Source organism: Streptomyces sp. NPDC020983 (assembly GCF_044333485.1).
Taxonomy (GTDB): Bacteria; Actinomycetota; Actinomycetes; order Streptomycetales; family Streptomycetaceae; genus Actinacidiphila.
This window is the reverse complement of the sequence record NZ_JBIRRA010000009.1, coordinates 338,356-362,823: the sequence shown is the minus strand read 5'-3', so window position 1 is coordinate 362,823 and position 24,468 is coordinate 338,356. Positions and strand designations below refer to the sequence as shown.

Sequence of the window (24,468 nt, the reverse complement as noted above, 5' to 3'; positions counted from 1 at the left end):
GCATGCGGAAGATCCTCGTCTCGGCCGACATGGAGGGCGCCACCGGCGTCACCTGGCCGGCCGACGTGCTCCCCGGCACCGAGCAGTGGCAGCGCTGCCGCCACATGTTCACCTCGGACGTGAACGCCGCCGTCGCCGGCTTCCTCGACGCCGGCATCGACAAGGTACTCGTCAACGAGGCCCACTGGACGATGCGCAACCTGCTGCTGGAGCAGCTGGACGGGCGCGCCGAGATGCTCACCGGACGGCACAAGGAGCTGTCCATGGTCGAGGGCGTCCAGCACGGCGACGTCGACGGCATCGCCTTCGTGGGCTACCACACGGGCGCCGGCACCGAGGGCGTCCTCGCCCACACCTACCTCGCCAACTCGATCACCGGTGTGTGGGTCAACGGCGAGCCCGCGAGCGAGGGCCGGCTCAACGCGCTCGTCGTCGCCGAGTACGGCGTCCCCGTCGTCCTGGTGACCGGCGACGACCGCACGGGCCTCGACGCCCGCTCCTACGCCCCGCAGGCCCGCACGGTCGCCGTCAAGGACTACGTCTCGCGCTACGCCGCCGTCTGCCGCCCGCCCGCCAGGACCGCCGCGGACATCCGCGCCGCCGCCGCGCAGGCCGCGGCCCTCGCCGTGCGGCACGAGCCCGTGCAGGCCGGTCCGTTCACGGTGGAGCTGGAGTTCGACGCGTGGCACCTGGTCGGGGCCGCGACGGCGGTGCCCGGCGTCGAGCGCACCGGCGAGCGGCGCGTCGCCTACACGCTGCCGACGATGTACGCCGCGCTGCGGGCCTTCAAGGCGGTCACGACGCTGGTGTCGCAGGCGGTGGAGGAGCAGTACGGCTAGCCGCCGCGGGACACCCGTGGCGTACCGACGACAGGAGCGGAGCACAAGCGGCATGGCTGAGCAGGCACCGGGGCCGGTCCGGAAGGGCCCGGACGGCGTGGACGACACCGCGCTCACCGAGGTCGAGCGCTTCACCAGCGACCTGATCCGGCTGGACACCACCAACCGCGGCGGCGGCGACGGCAACGAGCGCCCCGCCGCCGAGTACGTCGCGGAGCAGCTCGCCGGCGCCGGGATCGAGCCGCGCATCATGGAGCGCGCGCCCGGCCGCAGCAACGTCGTCGCCCGCGTCGCCGGGACCGATCCGGGCGCGGGCGCGCTGCTGCTGCACGGCCACCTCGACGTCGTGCCCGCCGAGCCCGCCGACTGGACCGTGCACCCCTTCTCCGGCGAGGTCCGCGACGGCGTGGTCTGGGGCCGCGGCGCCCTCGACATGAAGAACGCCGTCGCGATGACGCTCGCCGTCGTCCGCTCGTGGGCCAGGACCGGGCACCGCCCCGCACGCGACCTCGTGCTCGCCTTCACCGCCGACGAGGAGGACAGCGCCTACTACGGCGCCGGCTACCTCGCCACCGAGCACCCCGGGCTCTTCGAGGGCTGTACCGAGGGCGTCAGCGAGTCCGGCGGCTACACCTTCCACGCGGGCGACGGCCCCGACGGCCGGCCGCTGCGGATCTACCCCGTCGCGGCCGGGGAGCGCGGCACCTCGTGGGTCGAGCTCACCGCGCGCGGCACCGCCGGCCACGGCTCCAAGATCAACCACGCCAACGCCGTCTCCCGGCTGGCCGCCGCCGTCGCCCGTATCGGCGAGCACCGCTGGCCCGTCCGGCTCACCCCCACCGTCGAGGCCGCGCTCACGGAGGTGGCGGCGCTGTACGGCATCACCGTCGGCCCCTCCGACCTCGCCGACCCGGACGCGCTGCTCGACCGGCTCGGCGAGGCCGCCTACCTCGTCCGGGCCACCGTCCGCAACAGCACCAACCCGACGATGCTGGAGGCCGGCTACAAGGTCAACGTGATCCCCGGCAGCGCCACCGCCCACATCGACGGCCGCGTGGTCCCCGGCGGCGAGGAGGAGTTCAGGGCCACCCTGGACGAGCTGACCGGGCCGGACGTGGAGTGGGCCTACCAGCACCACGAGGTGCCGCTGTCCGCCCCCGTCGACGCGCCGACGTTCGCCGCGATGCGCGAGGCGCTGCTGCACTTCGACCCCGAGGCGCACGTCGTGCCGTTCTGCATGACCGGCGGCACCGACGCCAAGCAGTTCTCCCGGCTGGGCATCACCGGATACGGGTTCTCGCCGCTGCGGCTGCCGCCCGGCTTCGACTACCAGGCGCTCTTCCACGGGGTGGACGAGCGCGTGCCCGTCGACGCGCTGCACTTCGGGGTGCGCGTGCTCGACCGGTTCCTGCGCGGTACCGGTACGGCCGAGGAGGGGACCGTATGAGCGGCACCTACGGGGAGTGGGACTCCCCGATCGACGCGGCCACCGCCGCCTCCCACGACGGCCGGCCCGACGACCTCGGGGTCGTCGGCGCCGAACTGTGGTGGACCGCCCCGCGCCCGGCCGAGGGCGGCCGCCGCGCACTCGTCCGGCGGCGCCCGGACGGCACCGAGGAATGCCCGCTGCCCGCGCCCTGGAACGTCCGCAACCGCGTCATGGAGTACGGCGGCACCCCGTGGGGCGGCGCGGTCGTCGGCGGCGAACCGCTCGTCGTCTTCACCCACCAGGCCGACCAGCGCCTCTACGCCTTCCACCCGGACCGCCCCGGCGAGCAGCCGTACCCGCTCAGCCCGGTCTCCGCGGTCGGCGGCGGGCTGCGCTGGGCCGAGCCCGTCGTGCACCCCGGGCGCGGCGAGGTCTGGGCGGTGCTGGAGGAGTTCACCGGCGAACGCCCCGCGGACCTGCGCCGGCTGCACGCCGCGGTGCCGCTGGACGGCTCCGCCGCCGAGGACCGCGCCGCCGTACGCGAGATGGGCCCCGCCGGGCACCGTTTCGTCACCGGCCTGCGGCTGTCGCCGGACGGCGGCACGGCCGCCTGGATCGGCTGGGACCACCCCCGCATGCCCTGGGACGGCACCGAACTGCTCGTCGCCGACCTGCGCGGCGACGGCACGCTCGGCCCCGCCCGCACCCTCATCGGCGGGCCCGAGGAATCCGTCGCCCAGGTCGAATGGGCCGCGGACGGCACGCTGCTCGCCGCGACCGACCGCACCGGCTGGTGGAACCTGCACCGCGTCGACCCGGTCACCGGGGAGGCGGTCAACCTGTGCCCGCGGGAGGAGGAGTTCGCGGGGCCGCTGTGGCGGATCGGGCTGCGGTGGTTCGCGCCCCTCCCGCACGGGCCGGTCGCGGTGCTGCACGGGGTGGGGGCGCAGCGCCTCGGCCTCCTCGACCCGGCGAGCGGGCGGATCGGCGACCCGCCCGGCGGCTGGACGGAATGGAGCCCGGTCCTCGCCGTCAGCGGCGGGCAGGTCGCGGGCGTGGCGGCCTCGGACCGCAGCGGCCCCGAGATCGTGCGGTTCGACGCCGCGGAGGACCGTGTCCGCGTCATCGGCAACCCGCACCACGACGTCGTCGACCCCGCCTACCTGCCCGCGCCCGAGGCCCGCGTCTTCGCCGGTCCCGGCGGCCGCGACGTGCACGCCCACGTCTACCCGCCGCACCACCCCGGCCACACCGCCGACGGCCCGGCCCCGTACGCGATCTGGGTGCACGGAGGGCCGACCAGCCGCACCCCGATGGTCCACGACCTGGAGATCGCCTACTTCACCTCGCGCGGCATCGGTGTCGCCGAGGTGAACTACGGCGGCTCCACCGGCTACGGCCGCGCCTACCGCAACCGGCTGCGCGAGCAGTGGGGCGTCGTGGACGTCGAGGACTGCGTCGCCGTCGCCGAGGGCCTCGTCGCCGAGAGCGCCGCCGACCCCGCGCGGCTGGCGATCCGCGGCGGCAGCGCCGGCGGCTGGACCACCGCGGCCGCGCTCACCACCGTGTCCACGTTCGCCTGCGGCGCGATCAGCTACCCGATCCTCGACCTCGCCGGCTGGTCACCGGCGGGCGGCGAGACCCACGACTTCGAGTCCTGGTACCTCGAATCCCTCATCGGGCCGCATCTGGAGGTGCCCGAGCGCTACCACGACCGCTCGCCCGTGCACCGCAGCGACCAGGTCACCGTGCCCTTCCTGCTCATGCAGGGGCTCGACGACCCGATCTGCCCGCCCGTGCAGTGCGAGCGCTTCCTCGCGGCCCTCGCCGGGCGCGGCCTGCCGCACGCCTACCTCGCCTTCCCCGGCGAGAGCCACGGCTTCCGCCGCCTGGACACGCTCGTGACCTGCCTGGAGGCCGAACTGTCCCTCTACGGCCAGGTCTTCGGCTTCCGCCCGCCGGGCGTGCCGGTGCTGGACCTCACCCCGTGACCGTGCGGCCCCGCCGGCTGGTGCCGGGGGACCGGGTCGGGATCGTCGCCCCCGCGGGGCCCGTACCGGCGGACCTGCTCGCGGCGGGGCTGGCCGAGCTGCGCGCGTGGGGCCTGGAACCCGTCCTCGCCCCGCACGTCCTGGACACCCACCCCGCCGGCTACCTCGCGGGCACCGACCAGGCCCGCGCCGACGACCTGCGGGACGCGTGGTGCGACCCCGGCCTGGCCGCCGTGATCTGCGCCCGCGGCGGCTACGGCACCCAGCGCATGGCCGACCTCGTCGACTGGGACGCGATGGCGGCGGCCGAGCCGAAGGTCTTCGTCGGCTACAGCGACGTCACGGTGCTGCACGAGGCCTTCGCCACCCGCCTCGACGTGGCCACCCTGCACGGCCCCATGCCCGGCACCCCCGGCTTCCTCGCCGACGCCGAGGGACGCGAGCACCTGCGCCGCACCCTCTTCACCCCCGAGGAGGTCCAGGTGCTGCACGCCCCGTCCGCCCGCGCGCTGGTGCCCGGCCGCGCCCGGGGCGTCACGATGGGCGGCTGCCTGAGCCTGCTCGCCTCCGACCTCCGCACCCCCACGGGCCGCCCCTCCGCCGCCGGCGGCATCCTCTTCCTGGAGGACACCGGGGAGGAGCCGTACCGGCTCGACCGCTTCCTGACCCAGCTCCTGCGCAGCGGCTGGCTCGACGGCGTCGCGGCGGTCGTCCTCGGCTCCTGGGAGGACTGCGGCCCCTCCGAGGACCTGCGCGCCCTCTTCCTCGACCGCCTCGCCCCGCTGTCCGTCCCCGTCCTCGGCTCCCTCCCCTTCGGCCACTGCCTCCCCGCCCTCACCCTCCCCCTCAACACCCCCGCCACCCTCGACACGGCCACGGCCACCCTGACGTTCCCCCCGCCCCTGGGCTAGCCGCGCCCCGCGCCCGGTCGGGGCCCGGGGCGGCGGTGCGCGCGCCAGGTGGCGGGCGGCCGCGGGAGGGGCGCGGGCACCCCGCGTGCGACCGGAAGCGCGGGAAGCGCCCGCCCGTCCGTGGAGCCCGCCCGGCGTGGGCACGGCACCTCGCCCAGATGCTGTAAGCGCACCCACCCCGCCGTGCCCGGGTGGCCCCCGCCCGTGGTCCGCCCGCGCGCACGCGCAACGCTGTATCCGGTCCGGCCCTCCCGGGCCCCGGCCCCGCCGGACGCGACGCGCACGGGGCGCCTGCGGCAGCTGTGACGCCGGATGCGCCGCCCGTCTCCGCGCCGCGCCCGCCCCGGCGGGAAGCGGCGTAGCACCGTTGACACCCCCGCACCGCCGTGTCGTACTAACGGGATCGCGCTCGATGTCGTAAGCCGGTCCCGGGCCGCGCGCTCCGCCCCGGGGCCCTGGGGGATTGCGGTGACGGGGATGACGGGGATGCGCTATCCGACGACCGAGGAAGTCACTGCGGGTGCGCGCGCGATCGCGCTGAGCCACCCGGAGCACTGCCGGCTGGGGGTCGTCGGCACCTCCCGGGCGGGCCGCCCGCTGCTGATGCTCTCGGTCGGCCACGGCGAGCGCAACGTGCTGGTCGTCGCGGGCCCGCACGCGAACGAGGCCGCGGTCGGCGGCGCGACGGCCCTGCGGCTCGCCCGCACGATCGCCCGGCGCCGCGCGGCGGGCGACGACGACGGCAGCAGCTGGCACTTCCTGCTGTGCATCGACCCGGACGGCGCCGCCCTCAACGAGCCCTGGCTCTCCGGCCCGTACACCCTGCGCGGCCACTACGAGCACTTCTTCCGGCCCTGCACGGCGGAGCAGCCCGAGTGGCTGCCGGCGGGCGGAAGCGGCCCGGGGCCGGCGCTGCCGGAGACGCGGGCGCTGGTCGACGTCCTCGACGCGCTCCGTCCGGTGCTCCAGTGCTCGCTGCACAGCATCGACGTCGGCGGCAGCTTCGTGCAGCTCACCAGCGAGGTGCCGGGGGTGCCGGAGCGGATCGGCAAGTCCGCGGCGGAGCTGGACATCCCACTGGAGAACGGGTCGTCCGACGCCTTCCAGTGGCCGAGCCCCGGGCCGGGCGTCTACGTGATGCCGCCGTGCGGCGACCCGGGGATCGGCGACGGCGCGCACTCCACATGGGTGCACGCGCAGCGCTACCACGGGGTGACGGCGGTCATCGAGGTGCCGATGTGGGCGTGCGACCGCAGCGCCGACACCACCCCCCATCCCGACGCTGACCTCGCCCTGCGGAGGGCGGGCGCCGCGCTGCGCCGCGACCTGCCCGCCGTGGCCCGGGTGCTGGCCGCGGTGCTCCCCGGACGGGCTCTCCAGGAGGCGGACTGCGCACTGCTGCGCACCGTGCGCGAGCTGGTCGGCCTCGGGCCCGCGCTCACCGCGGAGTGGGACCCGGCGGTGCGCCCGCCGGACGCGGCCCCGCTGCCGGACATGACGACCGCGCGCGTGACCAGCATCGAGGTCTTCGCCCAGCGCATCCCGCTGCGGGCCGCCGCGATGCTGCGGAGGGTCGCCGACGTCCCGCAGGTGGCCCGGCTCGTCGACACCTGGTGCGAGGAGTACGAGCGCGCCTACCGCCCCCGGTGGGTGCCGGTGGCCGACCAGGTGGAGCAGCAGGCGCGCAGCGTGCTCGCGGTCTACGAGGAGTTGTCCGCCTGACCGCCGCGGCCGCGCCGCCGCCCCCCGCGCGGCCGCCGGGCCGCTCGCCCCCGCGCCCTCACCGGCACCCGTTCGGAGCACCCCGCGGCCGCACCGGCTGCGCCGGCCGCGCCCTCCGGGGACCATGGACGGCAGGGAACACGGCCGCACCGCGGCGGACCCGGCGTGAGGCAGGTGGGCGTATGGCACCCGGCAAGTCCGGCCAGGAACCCCGCGGGGGCCTGCGCGACCGGCTGACGCCGGGCAGGGTCGCCGTGCTCGTGCTGGGCGTCCTCGCGCTGGTCTTCATCTTCGAGAACACCCAGGACGTGCGGATCCGGCTGCTCGTCCCCGAGGTCACGATGCCGCTGTGGCTGGCGCTGCTCATCCCGTACGTCATCGGCTGGCTGTGCGGGCGCGTCCTGCGCGGCTCGCGCCGCCGCTGACCTCCCGCCGCCGGATCCGGCGGCCGCCTCGCCCGTCAGGCGCCGGGCACGGCCTGCGGCACCCGTAGCGGCTTGCCCATGCAGATGCTCAGCTCCTCGTGGCGGTAGTAGCCGAACTTCTTCACCGGCACGTAGCCGCAGGACGTGTAGAGGGCTATCGCCTCGGGCTGCCGCGAGCCCGTCTCCAGCACCATGCGCGTACGCCCGGCCGCCGCGGCGCTCGCCTCCAGCTCGGCGAGGATCGCCCGTGCGAGCCCGCGCCCGCGCGCCTCCTTCACCACGAACATGCGCTTGATCTCCGCGTCCCCGTCCTCGTGCCCTTCCGGTGAGGCGTCCTGCGCGCGCCAGCCGCCGCTGGCCACCGGCTCGCCCTCGGCGTCGTACGCCACCAGGTAGAGCCCGTCCGGCGGGTCGAAGTGGTCGGCGGCCATCGGCGTCAGATCGCCCTCGCCGTAGCGCTCGGCGTACTCCTGCTGCACCAGCTCGTCGAGCCGGACGGCGGCCGGCTCGTCGTATCGCGTCTTCCTGATCTCCACGTCCGCCATCGTAAGGGGTCGCTCCGACAATTCGTCGCACAGGTGTACGACCCGCGCTTTCCGGCGGCCGGCGGCTGCGGGTATCGTCCCTGCGGTGACCATCGTGACCACCGTGAACGTCAACGGGCTGAGGGCCGCCGCGCGCAAGGGCTTCCTGCCCTGGCTGGAGCGGACGGCGGCCGATGTCGTGTGCCTCCAGGAAGTGCGGGCGGAGCCCGACCAGCTCCCCGACGAGCTGCGCGACCCCGACGGCTGGCACGCCTACCACGCGCCTTCGGCGACCAGGGGCCGCGCGGGCGTCTCGGTCTTCTCCCGGGTGGCCCCGGCCGCCGTGCGCGTCGGCTTCGGCTCGGCCGAGTTCGACGCCTCCGGCCGCTACCTGGAGGTCGACCTGCCGGGCGACGGCACGGCCGGCGGCTCGGGCCCCGGCATCACGGTCGGCAGCCTCTACCTGCCGACGGGCGAGGCCGAGACCGAACGGCAGGACGCGAAGTACCGCTTCATGGCCGAGTTCCGCCGCCACCTCGACGCGCTGCGCGACCGTGCCGCGGCGGCAGGCGGCCACGCGCTGGTCGTCGGCGACTGGAACATCGCCCCCGCCGAGGCCGACCTGCGCAACTGGCGCGGCAACCGCAAGAACTCCGGCTTCCTTCCCGAGGAGCGCGCCTGGGTCGCCGACCTGCTCGGCGCCGGAGGCGGCTGGACGGACGTCGTCCGGGAGCTGCACCCCGGTGCGGACGGCCCGTACAGCTGGTGGTCCTACCGCGGCCAGGCCTTCGACCGGGACACCGGCTGGCGCATCGACTACCACCTCGCCACCCCCAAGCTCGCCGCGGCGGCCACCACCGCCGTCGTGGAGCGCGCCGCGACCTACGCCGAACGCTGGTCCGACCACGCGCCGGTCACCGTCACGTACACCGTCTGACACCGTCCCGCCCCCCCGGCGGTGACGCCGCGTCATACGGCGGGCCCCGTCCGGCATACGCTCGGGGGCATGAGCGATGCGATGTACGCCGTCGAACCGATCGGGCGGGTGGAATCCCCGCTCCTCGCGCGGGAGGACGCGCCGCGCCAGGGCGACGAGGGCGCGCCCGACGCCTGGCTGGCGCTGCGGCCGGAGGTGGCCGAGGGGCTGAGCGGCCTGCTGCCCGGCACCGAGGTCCTCGTGCTGACCTGGCTGGACCGGGCCGACCGCGCCCGGCTCCTGGTGCACCCGCGCGGCGACGCGGCCCGCGCGCCCCAGGGCGTCTTCACCACGCGTTCCCCGGACCGGCCCAACCCCGTGGGCCTGCACCGCGTGCGGGTCACCGCGATCGAGCCGCACACCACGGGGCCGCGGCTGCGGGTGAGCGGCCTCGAAGCGCTGGACGGCACCCCTGTCGTCGACATCAAGCCGCTGCTCGGAGACATCGCCGACCGCTGACGGCGGCACTCGGGGGCGCTCCCGGCCCGAAGCCGCCGCAGGGGTGCGGAAAAGGCCGGGAGCGGTGCGCGGCCGCGGTGGCATCCTGGCGCCGTGAACCGACCACAAGTGACCGTCAGGATCCCTGCCGGCCTGCGCCTCTTCCTGTCCGCCGACCGCCGCGCCGCGGTGCTGGCGCTGACCACGGACGGCTCGTCCTCGCTCGGGCACGTCGTCGAATCGCTCGGCATCCCGCTGACCGAGGTCGGCGGGCTCGTCGTCGACGGCCGCGACGTGCCCGCACGCCACGTGCCGGCGGCGGGCGAGGTGATCGAGGTGCGCCCGGTCGCCCGGCCGCAGCAGGTGCCCGGCGCGCCGCTGCGCTTCCTGCTCGACGTCCACCTCGGCACACTCGCCCGCCGGCTGCGCCTGCTGGGCGTGGACGCGGCCTACGAGAGCGAGGACATCGGCGACCCGGCCCTCGCCGCGCTCTCCGCCCGCGAGCGCCGCGTGCTGCTCTCCCGCGACCGCGGCCTGCTGCGCCGCCGCGAGCTGTGGGCGGGCGGCTACGTCTACAGCGACCGTCCCGAGGAGCAGCTGCAGGATGTGCTGGACCGCTTCGAACCGGCCCTCGCCCCCTGGACGCGCTGCGTGGCCTGCAACGGTGAGCTGCGCGACGCCGACAAGGACTCCGTGCGCGACCGCCTCGCCGACGGCACCCGCAGGACCTACGACGTCTTCGCCGAGTGCACCGCCTGCGGCCGGGTCTACTGGCGCGGCGCCCACCACGCCGAACTCGCGGCCGTCGTCGACCGGGCGCTGCGCGAGCACGCCGACCGTCGCGGGCGCCGTGCGGGCTGAGCGTCCGGCCGGCACGCCCCGCCCCGTGCGGTCCGGCGAAGTCGGTGCGGGGCAACTCCACCGTCGCCGGGGACGACCCGTACGGGGACGTCACCCGTCCGAGGGAACGGCCCGGCGAGCCCGCCGCCCGGTCAGGGAGCGCCGTCCCGGCGCGGTGGCCGCCCGCTCCGGGGCCGCGGCGCCCGGCGAGGGCGTCCCCGCGGGCCCCGTCACGGGCACCGCCCGCAGGCCGGGCCGCGGCCGCACCTGACGTCGGGTCAGCCCCGCCGGTGGCGGTACCGTGGCGCCATGGCGACATATGTGCTCGTTCCCGGTGCGGACGGCAGGGCCTGGTACTGGCACCTGGTCGCGCGGGAACTCCGCGACCGGGGTCACGCCGTGGTCGCCGTCGACCTGCCCGCCGACACCGACGACGACGGGGCCGACCTCGACGCCTTCGCGGACGCGATCGCCGCCGCGGTGCGTGGGGCGGCGCCGCGGCCCGAAGCGCCGGTCGTGCTCGTCGCGCAGTCCCTCGGCGGCTTCTCCGCGCCGCTGGTGGTGGACCGGCAGATCCTGGTCGCCCGTATCGTCCTGGTCAACGCGATGGTGCCGCGGCCGGGCGAGACGGCGGGGGCGTGGTGGGCCAACACCGGGCAGCCCGCGGCCAGGGCCGCGTACGCCAGGGCGACCGGGCGCGACCCGGACGCCGTCTTCGACCCGCGGACCGACTTCTTCCACGACGTACCGCCCGAGGTGACCGAGGAGGCGCTCGCGGCCCCGCCGTCCGGGCCGCCGTCCGCGCTCTTCGCGCAGCCGTGGCCGCGCGAGGCGTGGCCGGACGTGCCGACCCGCTTCGTCCAGGGCCGCGACGACCGGTTCTTCCCGCTGGACTTCCAGCGCGAGGTGGTGCGCGACCGGCTCGGCATCGACGTCGAGGTGATTCCCGGCGGGCATCTGCTCGCCCTCAGCCGTCCGCGTGAACTGACGGCACAGTTGCTCGACGAGGCGTGACGCTGCCGCTCTTCGCCCGCCCCGGGGTGCGAATGTGGACGCGCAGGGAAAAACGGGCGTCCGTGGGGGCTGGGTGACGAGTGGGAGCCGGGTGTTTGCGAGGATCGTACCGATGACTGCCACTCCCTCCGACGCGTACGCCGAACCGCGGCACACCCCGGGGCCCGCTCCGCAGGCCCCCGGCGACCCGGGTGGCGAGGGCGGGAACCGCGGGGACCAGGGCCGCAACCGGCACCGCCGGCCGCGCCGCCGTGGCTGGCGCGCGGGGGCCGTGGCCGCCGTCGTGGTCGCGCTCGCCGTCGCGGGCATGGGCTACCTGGCCACCGCCCACCACTCCGCCACGACCGCGAAGGACCGCGGCACCACCGTGCACGCCGGGGTTCCCGCGCGGGCCGAGGGGCCGCCGCCCGGCGCCGCGGTGCCCGCCGTGTCGCCCGCCGGCTCGCTGCCCTCCATCACCGGCCTCGGCCCGAGGACCCGTGCGGAGATCCCGGCCGCCAGCCGCCAGGTACTGGTCGCCTCGGGGGCCGCCAGGGACTCCTCCGACAGCGTCGTCACGCTGTGGACCAGGGCGGCCAACGGCCGCTGGCTGCCCGGTGAGGCCTGGCCCGCGCACAACGCGCTGCACGGCTGGACCGCCACGCACCACTCCAACGACCTGCACAGCCCGATCGGCGTCTTCACCCTCAGCGACGCGGGCGGCTTCGAGCCCGACCCGGGCGCGAAGCTCCCGTACCACCACTCCAGCCGCTTCCACGCGGGGGGCGTCGGCTTCGACGGGGAAGCGCTCGACGAGGCCTTCGACTACGTCATCGCGATCGACTACAACCGGGTGCCCGGCACCTCCCCGCTCGACGGCAGCCAGCCGCTCGGGGCGAGCCGCGGCGGCGGGATCTGGGTGCACGTCGACCACGGCGGCCCCACGCACGGCTGCGTCAGCATCTCGGCCGCCCACATGGTCGACCTGCTGCACACGCTGCAGCCGGCCGATCATCCGGTCATCGTGATGGGCGACCGCGGCTCGCTGTCCTCGTAGCCGCCGGAGGGCTGCGCCGCAGGTCGCGGGCCGACGGAGCGACGCGGCGTCAGTTCCCGGTCGCACGGCGGCCGCCGGGTTACTCCCGGGGGAGTACGCCGTCCGGGTGGCGGCGCTGACCGGAGGAGTAGCGGGAAACCATGCCGTGGGCCGATGTCACATCCGGGCCGCCGGGGGAGTCTTGAGGGCAGGACGGAACGCCCGACGTCCCCGGGCGCAAGGGAGGCAACGGCATGGACGACGACCGGGAACTGGCGGACTTCGCGCGGCGCTGGGCCGAGGCGGAGCGCCGCGGGGACACCGCGGCGCTGGACGAGCTGCTCACCGACGACTTCACGGCGGTCGGCCCGCAGGGCTTCGTGCTCGACAAGAAGCAGTGGATGGACCGTTACGCCTCGGGCGCCCTCATACACGACTCCTTCACCTGGGAGGACGTGACGATACGCCGGCACGGCCAGGCCGCGGTCGCGGTGGGCGTGCAGGGCCAGCAGAGCATCTACGACGGGCGTGACGCGGACGGCCACTTCCGCGTCACGCAGATGATCGTCGCGGACGGCGCACGGTGGAGGCTGGCCGCTGTGCACCTCAGCCCGACCGGATGCCGGAACGGGTTGGACGACGACTGACCCCCGGCGGGGCCGCCGGTGGGCCGGGATCAGCCGCGCGGCAGCACCGTCGACTGGACCTGGGTGAGGCCGCGCCAGTCGTTGGAGGCGACCGTGGCGTGGGCCTCGGCCAGCTGGGCGACCCTGGCCTGCGCGTCGGCGGGCGCGGGGTTCACGTCGTCCAGCGCGGGCGCCACGTTCTGCGCGTCGGTCATGAAGAGCAGGTAGTGGTGGGTGTCGTACCAGGAGGTGTCGATGCTGCCGTTCAGATAGGTGGCCGCGTCACCGTCGAAGGCCACGAACCACGGGCGCAGGGAGGTGTCGGAGTAGCGGGTGCGGGGGTCGCCGGCCTGGGCGTTGTGGACCGAGGGGAAGACGTTGGCCTGCGCGGTCCTGCCCTGGGCGTGCAGGTCCCTGAGGTAGCCGGCGTACTCGCTGTCCGTCCACAGCGAGTCGGTCGGGTTGGACTCCTCGACCGTGCCGGGGATGACCTCCAGCACCACCTTGCCCGCGAGCTGGGCGCGGGTGGGCCAGTTGCCGGCGGTCGCGGCCTCGTCGAGGGTGGCGTACTGGCCGCCGCCCGGCTTGGCGAGCAGATCGGCGGGCTTGAAGACCAGGCTGCCGAGGTGGGCGCTGATCGACTGGTCGAGCTTGGCCGGGCCCATGCCGAAGGTCCCCTGGAAACCGGCCTTCATCTCCAGCTTGACGAACAGCGGGCCGTGGCCGGGGTGGGCGCCCAGCCACACGCGGATGTCGTCGAGGCAGCTCTCCAGGTCCTTGTTGGCGCCGCCGGAGTAGAGCTGTGAGGCGGTGGAGGCGTTGACGCAGTTGTTGCTGTTGCCGAGCGGGTTGGAGTGGCTGACCTTCCACTCCTGGGTGACGAAGTCGTCCCAGACGTCGAGCTCGATCATCGAGGTGCCGGTGTCGAGCGCCTGGGCGAGATAGCTGAAGGAGGCGGGATCGTAACTGTTGTGCAGGCCCGACGTGGTGGCGCCGGACAGCGGCAGCGTGTCGGTGCCGGCGGCCGACGCGGCGGGGCCGGCGGCGGTGAAGGCGAGGCATGCCGCGAGCGCGCCGAGCAGTGCGGCGCGCGCCGCCCGCACGGTGGCGTGGCGGAGCGGAAGGCGGCGGGTGAGCGGACCGGTCACGTGTCCTCCTGTGGGGATGGCTCTCCGTCAGGACGGTGACGCCCGGGCATGAAGCGACGGAGACATGACACGTAACACGACCTGCATTCCTGCTGTCGCCTCCGAGTTCGGCCAACTCTGCAGCGGGGCACGGTGGTTCGCCGGGCGGTGGCCGAGCGGGCCCGCGGCCGGCGCAGCGGTGGCCCCGGACGGCGGTGCGGCGCCACCGGCGACGGGTCAGGGGACGGAGAGGAGGCGCAGTACGGCGGTGGCGGCCGCGGCGGCGAGGACGACGACGAGGAAGGGGGCCCTGCGCCACGCGCACAGCGCGCCGACGGCGACACCCGCGGGCCTGGCCGGGCCCGCCAGGGCGTGCCCGTCGGTGAGCGCGGAGGTGGCGACGAGCGCGGCGAGCAGCACGACCACGGCTGTCGCCAGCAGGCGTTCCAGCGCGGGCGGCAGGGTGACGCGGGAGCGGAGCGCGGGGCCGGCGAAGCGGAAGGCGAAGGTGCCCGCGCCGAGCACGGCGGTGGCCGCCAGCAACTGGGCGGTGCCGGTCACCGGGCGCCCTCCCCGGTGTCGGGGCGGCGCCACTCCGCGGCGGCGACACCGCTGAGGGCGAGCAGGACGGGCAGTCCGGCCGGCAGGAAGGGCGTGGCCGCGAGCGCGACCAGCGCGCCGGTGAGGGCGGCCCTGCGGGGCCCGGCCGTCCGCAGCGACGGGAGCAGCAGGGCGACCAGTACCGCGGGGAAGGCCGCGTCGAGGCCCAGGGCGCCGGTGTCGTGCAGTGCGTGGCCGCCGTGGACGCCCAGCAGCACGCCGGCGTTCCAGCTCGCGAACAGACCGGTGCCGCACAGCCAGTAGGCCGTGCGCCGGTGCAGCGGATCGCGCTGGGCGAGGGCGAAGGCCACGGTCTCGTCGACCATCAGGTGGCTGCCGGCGACCCGGCGCAGCCATCCCGTCCCGAGGGCGTCGCCCACGGCGAAGCCGAAGGGGATGTGGCGGGCGTTCACCAGGAGCCCGGCGGCCACCGCGGCGATCGGGCTGCCGCCCGCCGCCACGAGGCCGATGAAGAGGAATTGCGCCGCGCCCGCGAAGACGACCACGGACAGCAGCACCGGGAGCCAGGCGGGCAGTCCGAGGCCGGCGGAGAGCGCGCCGAAGGAGACGCCGACCACGGCGTCGGCGGCGCAGACCAGGGCGATGTCCCGGGCCAGGTCCGGGGCGTCCGGGACGAGGCGCGGGAGGCGGTGGGAGAAGGGGAGCCGTCTTGTTCGTTGTGTCGAACGCATCGCCGCATATACTGAACACCAGAGGTGGTGTTCGTCAAGGCGAACGCATCGACTGATAGACCGAACGAAGGAGCGGGTGTGCCGCAGGACGGGAATCCGCGCGGCGGACCGCCGCTGGACGTGATCGCGGCCGGGCTGCAGCGGGAGCGGCGCCGTGCCGGACTGTCGCTGGCCGAGGTGGCGCGGCGGGCCGGGATCGCCAAGTCGACGCTGTCCCAGCTGGAGGCGGGCACGGGCAATCCCAGCGTGGAGACGCTCTGGGCGCTCAGCGTCACCCTCGACGTGCCCTTCGCCCAGCTCGTGGAGCCGCCGCGGCCCCAGGTGCAGGTCATCAGGGCCGGTGAGGGACCGGCGTTCGCCGCCGAGCGGGCCGAGTACGTCGCCGTGCTGCTCGCCTCGTCCCCGCCCGGCACCCGGCGCGACATCTATCGGGTGACCGCCCAGCCCGGCAGCGCGCGGGATTCCGATCCGCACATGCCGGGGGTCGTGGAGCACCTGGTGCTGAGCACCGGGCGGGCGCTCGTCGGTGTCGCCGAGGAGCCCGTCGAGATGGGGCCGGGCGACTACATCGCCTACCCCGGCGACGTCGCCCATGTCTTCCGGGCCCTGGAGCCCGGCACCTCGGCGGTGCTGGTCCAGGAGCACCGCTGACCCGTCGGCCGGAAGGAGCCGCGGTGGCGGCGGACCAGCCCGGGGGCCGGGAGCGGCCCCCCGTACGCAGCGAGCGCAACGGTCCGGTGACCACCGTCGTGCTGTCCCGTCCGGTGGTGCGCAACGCCGTGGACGGCCCGGCCGCCCGTGCGCTGGCCGACGCCTTCCGGGCCTTCGACGCCGACGAGGACGCGTCCGTCGCCGTGCTCTGGGGGGAGGGCGGCACCTTCTGCTCCGGCGCCGACCTCACGGCGATCGGCACGGAGCGCGGCAACCGTGTCACCGACCCGTCGGCGGGACCCGGGCCCGAGGGGGACGGGCCGATGGGCCCGACCCGGATGCGGCTCGGCAAGCCGGTGATCGCGGCGGTCGCCGGCCACGCGGTGGCGGGCGGGCTGGAGCTGGCGCTGTGGTGCGATCTGCGGGTCGTCGAGGAGTCGGCCGTGCTCGGCGTCTTCTGCCGCCGCTGGGGCGTCCCGCTGATCGACGGCGGCACGGTGCGGCTGCCCCGGATCGTCGGCGCGGGCCGTGCCATGGACCTGGTGCTCACCGGCCGCCCGGTGGACGCGGCCGAGGCGCTGGCCATCGGGCTCGCCGACCGCGTCGTGCCGGACGGCACCGCGCGCGCCGCGGCCGAACGGCTGGCCGCGGAGATCGCCGCCTTCCCGCAGGTGTGCCTGCGCCGGGACCGGCTGGCCCTGCTGGAGCAGGAGGGCCTGCCCGAAGGCGAGGCGCTGGCCGTGGAGCTGGCGCACGGGCGGGTCTCGCTCGCCGGGGCGGCGGAGGGGGCGGCCCGCTTCGCCGCGGGGGAGGGGCGGCACGGAGCGTTCGGCGGCTGACGCGGCCCCGCCCGGGCCGGGGCGCCCTCCCCGGGCCGGCGCGTCGTCCGGGCGTTCCGCCCCGCCCCGGCGCAGGCCGGAGCCGGGCGCGGGCACGTCGCCGTGGACCGCCGCGCGGCAGGCAGCAGTACACCCGTGAGGGACCGGCCCGCGCCCTGGACGCCCTGGACGAGGGCGTGGCCGGCCGGTGCGTCACGGGCCCGGACGGGCCCGGCTCCCGGGGGCGGCCGGGCCTCGGGCGGGGGCGTCCAGCGGGTTGGCGGCCATCCGTGCGGCCAGGTCCGACCGGACGGCGTGGGCGGCGGCACCGTCGGGTTTGCGGGCGGCCTGGTCCCGGAAGCAGGCCAGGAACTGCTCGGCCAGCTCCAGCCGCGGGTAGCGCTCCAGCACCTCGGACCGGAAATCGGCCGGGTAGTCGTCCGCTCCGGCGCCGGTGATCTCCGTGGCGGTGGCGCGGGCCAGCAGATGGCCCTCCGGATCGGCGGCGGCCGCGACCGGGGGCCCCATGTGGCGGACGATCACCTCCGCGAGACGGTCGCGGCGCTGCGTGGGCCACCCGGCGCCTGCGGCGAAGACCCGGGCGACGTGGCCGCCGGCCTCCTCGAAGGGGACGGTGTGGCTGTCGAAGGCGGGTACGAGCCCGAGGTCGTGGAACAGCGCGGCGACGTAGAGCAGTTCCGCGTCGTAGGCGACACCTTCCGCCTCCCCGCGGGCGGCCGCCCACAGGTAGGAGCGCAGCGTGTGGTGGAGCAGCGCGGTCGACTGGTAGGAGCGCGCCACCTCCAGGGCGGCGGCCGATGCCGGGGTCCGCGGCAGGGGCAGCGCGGCGAGCGTGACGCGGTTCACCGGCTCCCCGCTTCCGCGGGGACGTCGTCCACGACACGGATGATCGTCCGCCCGTGTCCGCGGCGGCCGAGGGCCTCGGGGGCCTCGGCGAGGGTGCGCACCTCCCCGACGGCCGGTGTGAGACTCCCGTCGGCCAGCCGCCGTGCGAGGTCGGCGAGACGGGTCCGGTCGGGTTCGACGACGAAGAACACCGCGCGCGCGTGTGCCGGGGTGACCGTGGGCGGCGCGGCGATGGTGACGAGGGTGCCGCCGGCGCGTACGAGCGCGGCCGAGCGGTCGAGGATCTCGCCGCCGATCACGTCGAGGACGACGTCGACCTGCCCGGCGTCCTCCAGGCGGTCGTTCTCGAGGTCCACGAAGGTCTCGGCGCCCAGCCGGAGGGCGGTGTCCCGGTCCCGGGCCCGTCCGGTGGCGACGACCCGCGCCCCGGCCTCACGGGCGAGCTGCACCGCGATCGACCCGACGCTCCCGGCGGCGCCGTGGACCATGACGGTCTGCCCGGCCGCGAGCCGCCCGTGGTCGAACAGGGCCTGCCAGGCGGTGAGCCCGGAGATGGGCAGCGCGGCGGCCGCCACGTGGTCGACGCCCGCGGGCAGCGGTGCCAGGTTGCGGGCCTCCACGGCGGTGTACTCGGCCAGCGACCCGTCGCGGGCCCAGTCGGCCATGCCGAAGACGCGCTGGCCGACGGTGAGGCCGGTGGTCCCGTACCCCAGCTCGGCGACGACGCCGGACAGCTCGTGCCCGGGCACGCTCGGTGTCCGGTCGCGGCCGGCGCGGTCGGTCCACGTCGCCGGCCAGGACAGTTCCCCCCGGGTGAAGCCGGCCGCGTGGACGCGCACGACGACGTCGTTCTCCGCGGCATGGGGGTAGGGCACTTCCGACAGGGTGAGTCCGGCGGTGCCGGCGTCCCGGTCCTGGACGGTGATGGCTTGCATGAGCGTTCCTCTGGCAGCTGAGTGGCGGCGATCGGGCACACAGATGCCCGCAAGGGCGGGTACGGTACGCGCCGCGTCGTGCATTCGACCGTATGCCGCGCGCGATCCGCCCGCGTGGGCCACTTCGGCGGCGAAACCGTGAGCCATTCCGGGAGCGGCTCCGGAGCTCGGGCCGGTCCTGCCGCCGGGCCCCCGCGGGCCGAAGGCAGCGGGCCGGCCTCTCCCGCGCCGGGAGCGGGACCGGGCGGGCTCACGGGCTGCGGCAGCTCCGCCGCCCCGTGGGGCGCCCGCCCGCCGACGGTGCCCCACGGGGCCGGGACCACGCTTCCCGGGGCCGGGACCGGCCCTTCGCCTCACAGACCTCCTGACGTGCTCGCCGAAGGCGCGTCCGAGCTGATCACGAACTGTTCGAACCGTCCGCCCAGGAGGTCGCCGAAGGCGGAGCGGAACAGCCCGGCCACCTCGGCGACGTGCGCGTCGTTGACCCCGCGGAAGCCCTCCGAGATGAAGTAGGCGTTGCGCGACTGCGGCGTCAGTTTCGTCTTCTCGCACTGACGGTGGTTCAGCGAGGTCGTGGACACGTCCGAACGGTCGCGCCACACGACGTCGCCTGCGCGTGTCGTCTGCGGGGCGTCCGAGCCGATGGGCGTCCACGGCTCCGTGCCGTCCGCGATCGTGAGCTCGAAGCAGGTGTCGACGCGGTCGAGGTCCTCGCCGCCGAACGGCACCAGGTGCCCGACGCTGAAGGCGTTGTACAGGTTCACCGCAGGGTTGATGTCCGGCAGCGAACCGCCGGCCACCACGCGCTCCGCGAGCGCGTAGTGGCTGGGCTTCACACGCTTCGGGTTCACCCCGAAGGAGCGGAACATGTCGAAGTAGGAGCTCACGAGCACGTCGTTCTGCAGGTCCGATTTCGACGCGACGCGCTCGCGCAGGCCGCGCTCGCTCTCGCGCAGCACGTCCAGGATCTCGCCGGCCGCGGCTCCGGTGACGGTGTTGTCCCACCCCCGGACGACGAGGATGCTGGCGAACAGGTCGGGAAAGCGGTCGCACACCGCGGGGGCGAAGCGGAATTCCATGGTCCTCGTACCTTGTCGGGCGGTTCGGGCTGTCCTTGGCGACCGGCCCCTCCACGGGGCGGGCCGTTCACGCGGGGATCGGGGGAACACGGTCGCGCCGCACGCCCCGGACCGCCCGGCCGTGGGCGGCCGGAGCGGTCCGGGGCGGCGGCGGTCAGGCGACGACGGGCAGCACCTCGCCCGTGCCGCTCCGGCCGCCGTCGTCCGCCGCCGGCGCCGTGTGCCGGTAGGGACATGAGGTGGCGGGAATGGCCGGCGGGGTCCAGTCCGAGCCGTCGTTGGAGTCGCCGAGCCAGAACTGGCGCCAGTCCGAGTTCCCCTCGGCACCGGCGTTGCTCAGGGCCGGCGAGTGCGGTATCGCGTCGTAGCTGTCGATGCGGTCGCGGATCCGGTCGCGGATCCGGTCCCCCGACTCGTCGAGCGGGGCGATGTAGTGGAGCCCGCCCGTCGGCTGGACGACCAGGACCAGGGGCCTGCCCAGATCGCGGCTGTGGCGCAGCACGAGGGCCGACGACGTCATGTTGACGAAGAGCCGGACACCGTGGAGGCAGTACGCCCAGCTGGTGTCCTCGATGTCGGTCGGCACGAAGGACGGCCACGTGCGGCCGGAGCGGACGTCGTACTCGTGCAGTTGCCGCAGGAGGTTCCACGCGAGGTCCCGTACGGCGTCCGGCCCGCTGCCCGCCGTGACCTCGACGTCCAGCAGGAGCACGGTCATGGCGGCCTCGGTCTCGGTGGGGCACGCGTCCACGCGCTCCAGGTAGCGGCCGATCAGCGCGTGCGCGTCCGGCACGCAGGTCTCGTCGGCCGGGTCCACGTGCGCGCAGTAGATGCTGTGCTTGTTGACCGCTCCCCTGACGAACGTGCAGGGGAAATCGGCCGCCACCATCCGTGCGCGGACGGCGGCGGCGAACGGCGCGAGCGGGTGGGCGCCTGTCGCGTCGGCCAGATTCGTCAGGACGGGAACGTGTTCGATGACCGCCGGCATGACAGAGTCGTTCATCTCTACCCCGGTTTCTTCCGTGTGCTGCCGCTGCTCTCCCCCCGGAGCGAGAGCTCCGCCGGACGAGCGTGGCAGCCGCCGTCACGGCGCAACACTCACGCCGGGTGACACAAGCCGGGGAAGACGACACCCACCGCCGGGAACGGCGAAAACATGACACGCGCCAGGACACCGCCGGGCACACGGAAGGGCGGTCCGGGCACCGCGGCGCCGGACCGCCGCCGTGCCCGGCCGCGGGGCGGTCAGAGGCTGAGCAGCTGCTCGTAGAAGCCGCCGATGCCGCGGCCGCGGTCCACCAGGTGGATCTCCAGGATCCAGTGGCACCGGCGCCCCGCGCGGTCCGCCCGCCGCATCGGCTGCGTGCTGCCGCGGGTGATGTAGAACTCGTACGCGTCGCCGTTGATCCGCTCGTGCGGGAACTCCCCGACCAGGTGCCCGGCGTGCGGGCCGCCGTACTCCCACCCCGCCTGCTCGGTCAGCCGCAGCACCTCCTCGAACAGCTGCTCACCGGTGACGTCCGGGTGCTGCTCGAAGTACCGGCGCCCGGCGTCGAAGACGCGGGGCAGGTCGTCGCGCAGCCGGTGCTTGACCGGGTCCTCGCCGAGCACGAAGGTCCGGCCGAAGTCGGCCTCCCACTCCTCGAAGATCGGGCCGAAGTCGCAGAAGACGATGTCGTCCGGCTCGATGACCCGGTCCGGCGGGTTGTGCCGGTAGGGCTGCAGGGTGTGCGGGCCGGACCGGACGATCCGCTTGTGCCAGAACCGCCGTACGCCGAACATCTCGCCGGACAGGTCGCGGATGAGGTCGCTCACTTCCCGGTCCCGCCGGCCGGCGGCGATCAGCCCGCGTCGCTCGACCTCGTCGAACAGTTCGACCGCCTTGGCTTCGGCCGCCAGCAGCGCGGCCGCCCGGTCGGCCTCCGACCGACCGGTGGACCCGGCGGGGGTGCGGGCACGCACCGCCGCAGGATTGACAGAGCCCATGTGAAAACCTGCTCCATGACATTCGCGCGGTGCAGTGGACAACCGCTCACTCGGACACGTGGGCCGGGCACGGGCGTCAGCCGCCGCACGATGAGGCGGGGCGATTGCGCCGAAGAAAAGAGATGTCTGAACACCCGCCCGTGATCCCGCCGCCGGTTAGGCTATCGTGCGGCGGCATCCTGACGGGCGGTATCGAACCGTGGCGTGTCCCGCCCGTCGGCGGCCCGGCCACCCGGCGGTGCGCGGGCCGGGACCGGCCGGCCCACCGGGAACGCAACGCGCCAGCCAGGGACTCGTGATGGCAGACATCGGACGCATCGCGGAGGATCTGCGGGTCCTGCGCAAGGGCCGCGGGTTACGCGCCGCCGACCTGGACAGGCGGGTGAGCCCGCGGCTGTGGGAGCTGGTCGACGCGCGGACGCGGGGGGCCGATCCCCGCCGGCAGGCGCTCGCCGCCGAACTCGGCAGGTGCGCCGGCCACCTCCAGCCGGATCTGCGGACCGCTGCCCTGGCGGCCCTGGGGCTGACGGCCGACACCGCGGACATGATCTACTTCAAGGACCGGGTCGCGTGGCTGGCCCAGCACCTCGAACGCGACTTCCGCACGGCGCTGCGGCGCATGGACACCGCCGGGCAGCTCCTGGCCGAACAGGTCGCCGACGAACTCGACCGCCGCAGCGCGCGCGTCCGCGACAGCTCCGGCGGGTGGTACCTCGGTGAACTGCACGCCCTCCTGCGTCTGGACAAGGCGGCACCCGAGACGCACCAGACCCGGCGGATCGTCGCCACCCGCGACGGCCTCAGCGAGGTCGCGGCCTGGCTGGACGCCCCCGCACGGCCCGGAGCCGAGCCGCCGGCGCCGTCCGTCGAGGTGGCCTTCGGCGGCACGCTCGTCCGGAGCGAGGCTCCCGGCCCGGGCCGCTTCCGCTACACGGTCCGGCTCCCGTGGCCGCTGCGCAGCGGCCAGAGCCACGAGTTCGGCCTGCTCCTGCGCATGCCCGCGGAAGCGATGCGTCCGCACTACCTGTTCGTGCCGGAGATGCGGTGCGACCTGTTCACCTTACGGGTCCGGTTCGCCCCGGACAGCGCGCCGTCGTGGGTCCGGTGCGTCCACGGGGAGACGGTGCGGGAGTTCGACGCGGGCCGCCCGTCCGGCGAGTTGCTCGAGCCGGACCCGTCCGGCGAGGTGCGCTTGGAGTTCGCGGCCCCGGCGATGCACCTCGGATACGGCGCCCAGTGGCACTCCTGACGGGCGGGCCGGGCGGGCACCGCCGTCCGGTGCCCGCCCAGCCGTTCCGCCACGCCGCTGCCGCCGTCCGGCAGCGGCGAGTTCACGTCCCGGACCACCAGGGCGCCTCACGTCACGTGCCCGGGGACAGCGGGACCAGCCCATGCCATTCCATGCCGTGCGGGTCACCTCCCCTCCCCGCCGCTGTGCCGCACCGGGACCGGGGTCCCGGGCGGTCACTCCTCCCGGCGGTCGGCCGCCGCGCGGCCGCAGGAGCACCTCACCGCAGTTCGCGGCCGGCGGCGGCGAACGCCGAACGCCGGCGAACACCGGGTACGGGCGGACCGCGGGCCTCGGTGGACGGCCGGCACCTCGTGTTCGCCCCGCGAACGGCGGCGAACACCGCCCGCGGCCCGGCCGCTTCCCCGTCGCCTCCCGCCCTCGTAGGGTCCTGGTGGGGGGATCTCCGTTCGTGGGGAGGAGGCCGGATTGACGGCGTCACGGCACTCCGGTGAGGCTCACCCGTCGCAGGGGCCGGGGCAGGTGCTCCCGCCCGGTCCGGCGCGCGACCTCGTCGACCGCTTCCGCATGCTGAGGCTCCGGCGCCCGCTGTCGGTCCGCCAGATCGCCGGGCGCGCCGGGCTCTCGGCGGGCTACGTCAGCGAGATCCTCAACGGGATGAAGGCGCCGCGGTCCGACGCCGCGGCCCGGATCGCCCAGGCCCTCGGAGCGGACGAGCGCGCCGTGCTGGAGGTCCGCCGGCTCTCCGAGGCGCTGGGCGAGCTGAGGCGTTTCCAGCGGCGGGCCGAGCGGGCGCTCCGCCAGGAGGCCGCGGCCGTGCCCCAGGGCGCCGACCCGCACACCGCGGCCGGCCCGCCGCCGACGTCCGCGCCGTCGGCGGACGGCGCTGCCGGAGGTGCGGGGGGCGCGGGTTCCCCGCCGCCCGCCCGGGACGCGGGGCACGGCTCGTCCGCGTCCGATCTGGAACGTCAGGCGCGGACGCACGCCGCGCAGGTCGACGACCTGCGCCGGCCCGTGCAGGCGGGTAGCCAGCGCTACGCGATCGCCGGTACGGACGGCCCGCGCCGCTGCATCGCGGCGGTGGCCGGCAGCCTCTACCGCTCCCGGGGCGCCGACATCTGGGTCAACAGCGAGAACACCGACATGATGATGGCGCGGCCGAGCGAGTTCTCCATCTCGGCGATCATCCGGTACTGGGGCGCGCGCCGCGACGGCTCCGGCCGGATCGTCGACGACGTCATCGCCGACGAGCTGGCCGAGCGGGTCCGCCACCATCCGTCGGTCGCCCCCGGCACGGCGCTCGTCACCGGGTCCGGCGCCCTGGCCGAGAGCCACGGCGTACGCCATGTCATCCATGTGGCCTCGGTGGCCGGCGAACCGGCGGCGGGCTTTCGCCAGGTCTACAACATCGCCGCCTGCGTGACCAACGTGCTGGCGCAGGCCGAGCGCGTCGCGGCCGCCGACCCCGCGGTGCGTACGGTCCTGTTCCCGCTCCTGGGGGTCGGCACCGGGGGAGGGCACGTCAGGTCGACCGTGATGACGATGGTCGACACCGCCGTCCACTTCCTGGCCGACCGTCCGCGGACCCCGCTGACCGAGGTGCAGCTGCTGGGGTTCAACGTCCGGGAATGGGAGGCGCTGACCGCGGTGCTCGCCGGCGACGAGCGGCTCGTCCGGGTCACCGCCTGACCACGGGCGCCCGGGACGGGACGTA

25 protein-coding genes are annotated in these 24,468 nt (G+C 75.5%); 16 read left to right on the top strand and 9 right to left on the bottom strand.

All coding sequences use genetic code 11. The features are described 5' to 3' along the window. Positions 1 to 2 precede the first annotated feature (2 nt). From ACH4SE_RS22550 to ACH4SE_RS22525, 6 genes are all read left to right on the top strand, one after another. Complete coding sequence (locus ACH4SE_RS22550) at positions 3 to 839, top strand: M55 family metallopeptidase (protein WP_398545209.1); 837 nt, start codon at positions 3 to 5, stop codon at positions 837 to 839. Positions 840 to 891: 52 nt separating this feature from the next. Further along, positions 892 to 2,286, top strand: coding sequence for a M20/M25/M40 family metallo-hydrolase (locus ACH4SE_RS22545; protein ID WP_398545208.1), 1,395 nt, complete (start codon positions 892 to 894; stop codon positions 2,284 to 2,286). After that, positions 2,283 to 4,259 (top strand): prolyl oligopeptidase family serine peptidase, encoded by a 1,977-nt coding sequence (locus ACH4SE_RS22540; RefSeq protein WP_398545207.1) that lies wholly within the window; start codon positions 2,283 to 2,285, stop codon positions 4,257 to 4,259. The genes ACH4SE_RS22545 and ACH4SE_RS22540 overlap by 4 nt, the downstream gene beginning before the upstream one ends. Then, positions 4,256 to 5,170, top strand: coding sequence for an LD-carboxypeptidase (locus ACH4SE_RS22535; RefSeq protein WP_398545206.1), 915 nt, complete (start codon positions 4,256 to 4,258; stop codon positions 5,168 to 5,170). Before ACH4SE_RS22540 ends, ACH4SE_RS22535 begins: the two co-directional genes overlap by 4 nt. 486 nt (positions 5,171 to 5,656) lie before the next feature. After that, positions 5,657 to 6,892 carry a M14 family zinc carboxypeptidase gene (locus tag ACH4SE_RS22530; RefSeq protein WP_398545205.1) on the top strand — a complete coding sequence of 412 codons (1,236 nt, stop codon included), beginning with the start codon at positions 5,657 to 5,659 and terminating at the stop codon, positions 6,890 to 6,892. A gap of 182 nt (positions 6,893 to 7,074) precedes the next feature. Next, positions 7,075 to 7,317, top strand: coding sequence for a LapA family protein (locus ACH4SE_RS22525; RefSeq protein WP_398545204.1), 243 nt, complete (start codon positions 7,075 to 7,077; stop codon positions 7,315 to 7,317). Positions 7,318 to 7,352: 35 nt separating this feature from the next. Here ACH4SE_RS22525 and ACH4SE_RS22520 read toward each other — a convergent pair whose 3' ends face one another. Beyond that, a complete protein-coding gene (locus tag ACH4SE_RS22520; RefSeq protein ID WP_398545203.1) occupies positions 7,353 to 7,862 on the bottom strand; it encodes a GNAT family N-acetyltransferase in 510 nt (169 codons plus the stop codon). Positions 7,863 to 7,947: 85 nt separating this feature from the next. Here ACH4SE_RS22520 and ACH4SE_RS22515 point away from each other — a divergent pair, with 85 nt between their 5' ends. The 6 genes from ACH4SE_RS22515 to ACH4SE_RS22490 all read left to right on the top strand — a co-directional run bounded on the left by ACH4SE_RS22515 (position 7,948) and on the right by ACH4SE_RS22490 (position 12,771). Further along, positions 7,948 to 8,778, top strand: coding sequence for an exodeoxyribonuclease III (locus ACH4SE_RS22515; protein ID WP_398545202.1), 831 nt, complete (start codon positions 7,948 to 7,950; stop codon positions 8,776 to 8,778). A gap of 69 nt (positions 8,779 to 8,847) precedes the next feature. Continuing rightward, the gene (gene tsaA, locus ACH4SE_RS22510; RefSeq protein WP_398545201.1) at positions 8,848 to 9,276 is read left to right on the top strand and encodes a tRNA (N6-threonylcarbamoyladenosine(37)-N6)-methyltransferase TrmO; all 429 of its coding nucleotides are present in this window, start codon (positions 8,848 to 8,850) and stop codon (positions 9,274 to 9,276) included. A gap of 93 nt (positions 9,277 to 9,369) precedes the next feature. Next, on the top strand, positions 9,370 to 10,116 hold the full coding sequence (locus ACH4SE_RS22505) for a Mut7-C RNAse domain-containing protein (RefSeq protein ID WP_398545200.1): 747 nt from the start codon (positions 9,370 to 9,372) through the stop codon (positions 10,114 to 10,116). Positions 10,117 to 10,404: 288 nt separating this feature from the next. Then, positions 10,405 to 11,109 carry an alpha/beta hydrolase gene (locus tag ACH4SE_RS22500; RefSeq protein WP_398545199.1) on the top strand — a complete coding sequence of 235 codons (705 nt, stop codon included), beginning with the start codon at positions 10,405 to 10,407 and terminating at the stop codon, positions 11,107 to 11,109. Between the two features lie 112 nt (positions 11,110 to 11,221). Beyond that, positions 11,222 to 12,145 (top strand): L,D-transpeptidase family protein, encoded by a 924-nt coding sequence (locus ACH4SE_RS22495; RefSeq protein WP_398545198.1) that lies wholly within the window; start codon positions 11,222 to 11,224, stop codon positions 12,143 to 12,145. 233 nt (positions 12,146 to 12,378) lie between these two features. Further along, entirely contained in the window at positions 12,379 to 12,771 is a 393-nt protein-coding gene (locus ACH4SE_RS22490; protein WP_398545197.1) for a nuclear transport factor 2 family protein, read from the top strand. 29 nt (positions 12,772 to 12,800) lie between these two features. Here ACH4SE_RS22490 and ACH4SE_RS22485 read toward each other — a convergent pair whose 3' ends face one another. From ACH4SE_RS22485 to ACH4SE_RS22475, 3 genes are all read right to left on the bottom strand, one after another. Continuing rightward, positions 12,801 to 13,898: a phosphatidylinositol-specific phospholipase C domain-containing protein gene (locus ACH4SE_RS22485; RefSeq protein WP_398545196.1), complete on the bottom strand. Its 1,098-nt coding sequence runs from the start codon at positions 13,896 to 13,898 to the stop codon at positions 12,801 to 12,803. 216 nt (positions 13,899 to 14,114) lie between these two features. Next, on the bottom strand, positions 14,115 to 14,438 hold the full coding sequence (locus ACH4SE_RS22480) for an AzlD domain-containing protein (protein WP_398545195.1): 324 nt from the start codon (positions 14,436 to 14,438) through the stop codon (positions 14,115 to 14,117). Then, positions 14,435 to 15,169 carry an AzlC family ABC transporter permease gene (locus ACH4SE_RS22475; RefSeq protein ID WP_398545194.1) on the bottom strand — a complete coding sequence of 245 codons (735 nt, stop codon included), beginning with the start codon at positions 15,167 to 15,169 and terminating at the stop codon, positions 14,435 to 14,437. The genes ACH4SE_RS22480 and ACH4SE_RS22475 overlap by 4 nt, the downstream gene beginning before the upstream one ends. A gap of 78 nt (positions 15,170 to 15,247) precedes the next feature. Between ACH4SE_RS22475 and ACH4SE_RS22470 the strand changes: the two genes are divergently transcribed. Together ACH4SE_RS22470 and ACH4SE_RS22465 are read left to right on the top strand one after the other, a co-directional pair. Then, positions 15,248 to 15,820: a helix-turn-helix domain-containing protein gene (locus ACH4SE_RS22470; RefSeq protein WP_398545193.1), complete on the top strand. Its 573-nt coding sequence runs from the start codon at positions 15,248 to 15,250 to the stop codon at positions 15,818 to 15,820. 23 nt (positions 15,821 to 15,843) lie between these two features. Further along, a complete protein-coding gene (locus ACH4SE_RS22465) occupies positions 15,844 to 16,659 on the top strand; it encodes a crotonase/enoyl-CoA hydratase family protein (RefSeq protein WP_398545192.1) in 816 nt (271 codons plus the stop codon). A 192-nt stretch (positions 16,660 to 16,851) separates the two neighbouring features. Here the strand turns inward: ACH4SE_RS22465 and ACH4SE_RS22460 are convergent, their stop codons facing one another. The 5 genes from ACH4SE_RS22460 to ACH4SE_RS22440 all read right to left on the bottom strand — a co-directional run bounded on the left by ACH4SE_RS22460 (position 16,852) and on the right by ACH4SE_RS22440 (position 21,505). Next, positions 16,852 to 17,505: an HD domain-containing protein gene (locus ACH4SE_RS22460; protein WP_398545191.1), complete on the bottom strand. Its 654-nt coding sequence runs from the start codon at positions 17,503 to 17,505 to the stop codon at positions 16,852 to 16,854. Continuing rightward, positions 17,502 to 18,440, bottom strand: a complete 939-nt coding sequence (locus ACH4SE_RS22455; RefSeq protein ID WP_398545190.1) for an NADP-dependent oxidoreductase — start codon at positions 18,438 to 18,440, stop codon at positions 17,502 to 17,504. The genes ACH4SE_RS22460 and ACH4SE_RS22455 overlap by 4 nt, the downstream gene beginning before the upstream one ends. 353 nt (positions 18,441 to 18,793) lie before the next feature. After that, complete coding sequence (locus ACH4SE_RS22450; RefSeq protein ID WP_398545189.1) at positions 18,794 to 19,519, bottom strand: B3/4 domain-containing protein; 726 nt, start codon at positions 19,517 to 19,519, stop codon at positions 18,794 to 18,796. 154 nt (positions 19,520 to 19,673) lie between these two features. After that, the gene (locus tag ACH4SE_RS22445; RefSeq protein ID WP_398545188.1) at positions 19,674 to 20,522 is read right to left on the bottom strand and encodes a YqcI/YcgG family protein; all 849 of its coding nucleotides are present in this window, start codon (positions 20,520 to 20,522) and stop codon (positions 19,674 to 19,676) included. Positions 20,523 to 20,764: 242 nt separating this feature from the next. After that, positions 20,765 to 21,505 (bottom strand): M24 family metallopeptidase, encoded by a 741-nt coding sequence (locus ACH4SE_RS22440; RefSeq protein ID WP_398545187.1) that lies wholly within the window; start codon positions 21,503 to 21,505, stop codon positions 20,765 to 20,767. 298 nt (positions 21,506 to 21,803) lie between these two features. Here ACH4SE_RS22440 and ACH4SE_RS22435 point away from each other — a divergent pair, with 298 nt between their 5' ends. Next, a complete protein-coding gene (locus tag ACH4SE_RS22435) occupies positions 21,804 to 22,754 on the top strand; it encodes a hypothetical protein (RefSeq protein ID WP_398545186.1) in 951 nt (316 codons plus the stop codon). A gap of 468 nt (positions 22,755 to 23,222) precedes the next feature. Then, positions 23,223 to 24,443 carry a helix-turn-helix domain-containing protein gene (locus ACH4SE_RS22430; protein WP_398545185.1) on the top strand — a complete coding sequence of 407 codons (1,221 nt, stop codon included), beginning with the start codon at positions 23,223 to 23,225 and terminating at the stop codon, positions 24,441 to 24,443. The last annotated feature ends 25 nt before the right edge of the window (positions 24,444 to 24,468 follow it).

Bases quoted from the DNA above. Each gene is read 5' to 3' on its own strand.
- ACH4SE_RS22550 (WP_398545209.1), top strand. From the start codon at position 3: ATGCGGAAGATCCTCGTCTCGGCCGACATGGAGGGCGCCACCGGCGTC.
- ACH4SE_RS22545 (WP_398545208.1), top strand. From the start codon at position 892: ATGGCTGAGCAGGCACCGGGGCCGGTCCGGAAGGGCCCGGACGGCGTG.
- ACH4SE_RS22540 (WP_398545207.1), top strand. From the start codon at position 2,283: ATGAGCGGCACCTACGGGGAGTGGGACTCCCCGATCGACGCGGCCACC.
- ACH4SE_RS22530 (WP_398545205.1), top strand. From the start codon at position 5,657: ATGCGCTATCCGACGACCGAGGAAGTCACTGCGGGTGCGCGCGCGATC.
- ACH4SE_RS22525 (WP_398545204.1), top strand. From the start codon at position 7,075: ATGGCACCCGGCAAGTCCGGCCAGGAACCCCGCGGGGGCCTGCGCGAC.
- ACH4SE_RS22520 (WP_398545203.1), bottom strand. From the start codon at position 7,862: ATGGCGGACGTGGAGATCAGGAAGACGCGATACGACGAGCCGGCCGCC.
- tsaA (WP_398545201.1), top strand. From the start codon at position 8,848: ATGAGCGATGCGATGTACGCCGTCGAACCGATCGGGCGGGTGGAATCC.
- ACH4SE_RS22500 (WP_398545199.1), top strand. From the start codon at position 10,405: ATGGCGACATATGTGCTCGTTCCCGGTGCGGACGGCAGGGCCTGGTAC.
- ACH4SE_RS22495 (WP_398545198.1), top strand. From the start codon at position 11,222: ATGACTGCCACTCCCTCCGACGCGTACGCCGAACCGCGGCACACCCCG.
- ACH4SE_RS22490 (WP_398545197.1), top strand. From the start codon at position 12,379: ATGGACGACGACCGGGAACTGGCGGACTTCGCGCGGCGCTGGGCCGAG.
- ACH4SE_RS22475 (WP_398545194.1), bottom strand. From the start codon at position 15,169: ATGCGTTCGACACAACGAACAAGACGGCTCCCCTTCTCCCACCGCCTC.
- ACH4SE_RS22455 (WP_398545190.1), bottom strand. From the start codon at position 18,440: ATGCAAGCCATCACCGTCCAGGACCGGGACGCCGGCACCGCCGGACTC.
- ACH4SE_RS22450 (WP_398545189.1), bottom strand. From the start codon at position 19,519: ATGGAATTCCGCTTCGCCCCCGCGGTGTGCGACCGCTTTCCCGACCTG.
- ACH4SE_RS22445 (WP_398545188.1), bottom strand. From the start codon at position 20,522: ATGAACGACTCTGTCATGCCGGCGGTCATCGAACACGTTCCCGTCCTG.
- ACH4SE_RS22440 (WP_398545187.1), bottom strand. From the start codon at position 21,505: ATGGGCTCTGTCAATCCTGCGGCGGTGCGTGCCCGCACCCCCGCCGGG.
- ACH4SE_RS22435 (WP_398545186.1), top strand. From the start codon at position 21,804: ATGGCAGACATCGGACGCATCGCGGAGGATCTGCGGGTCCTGCGCAAG.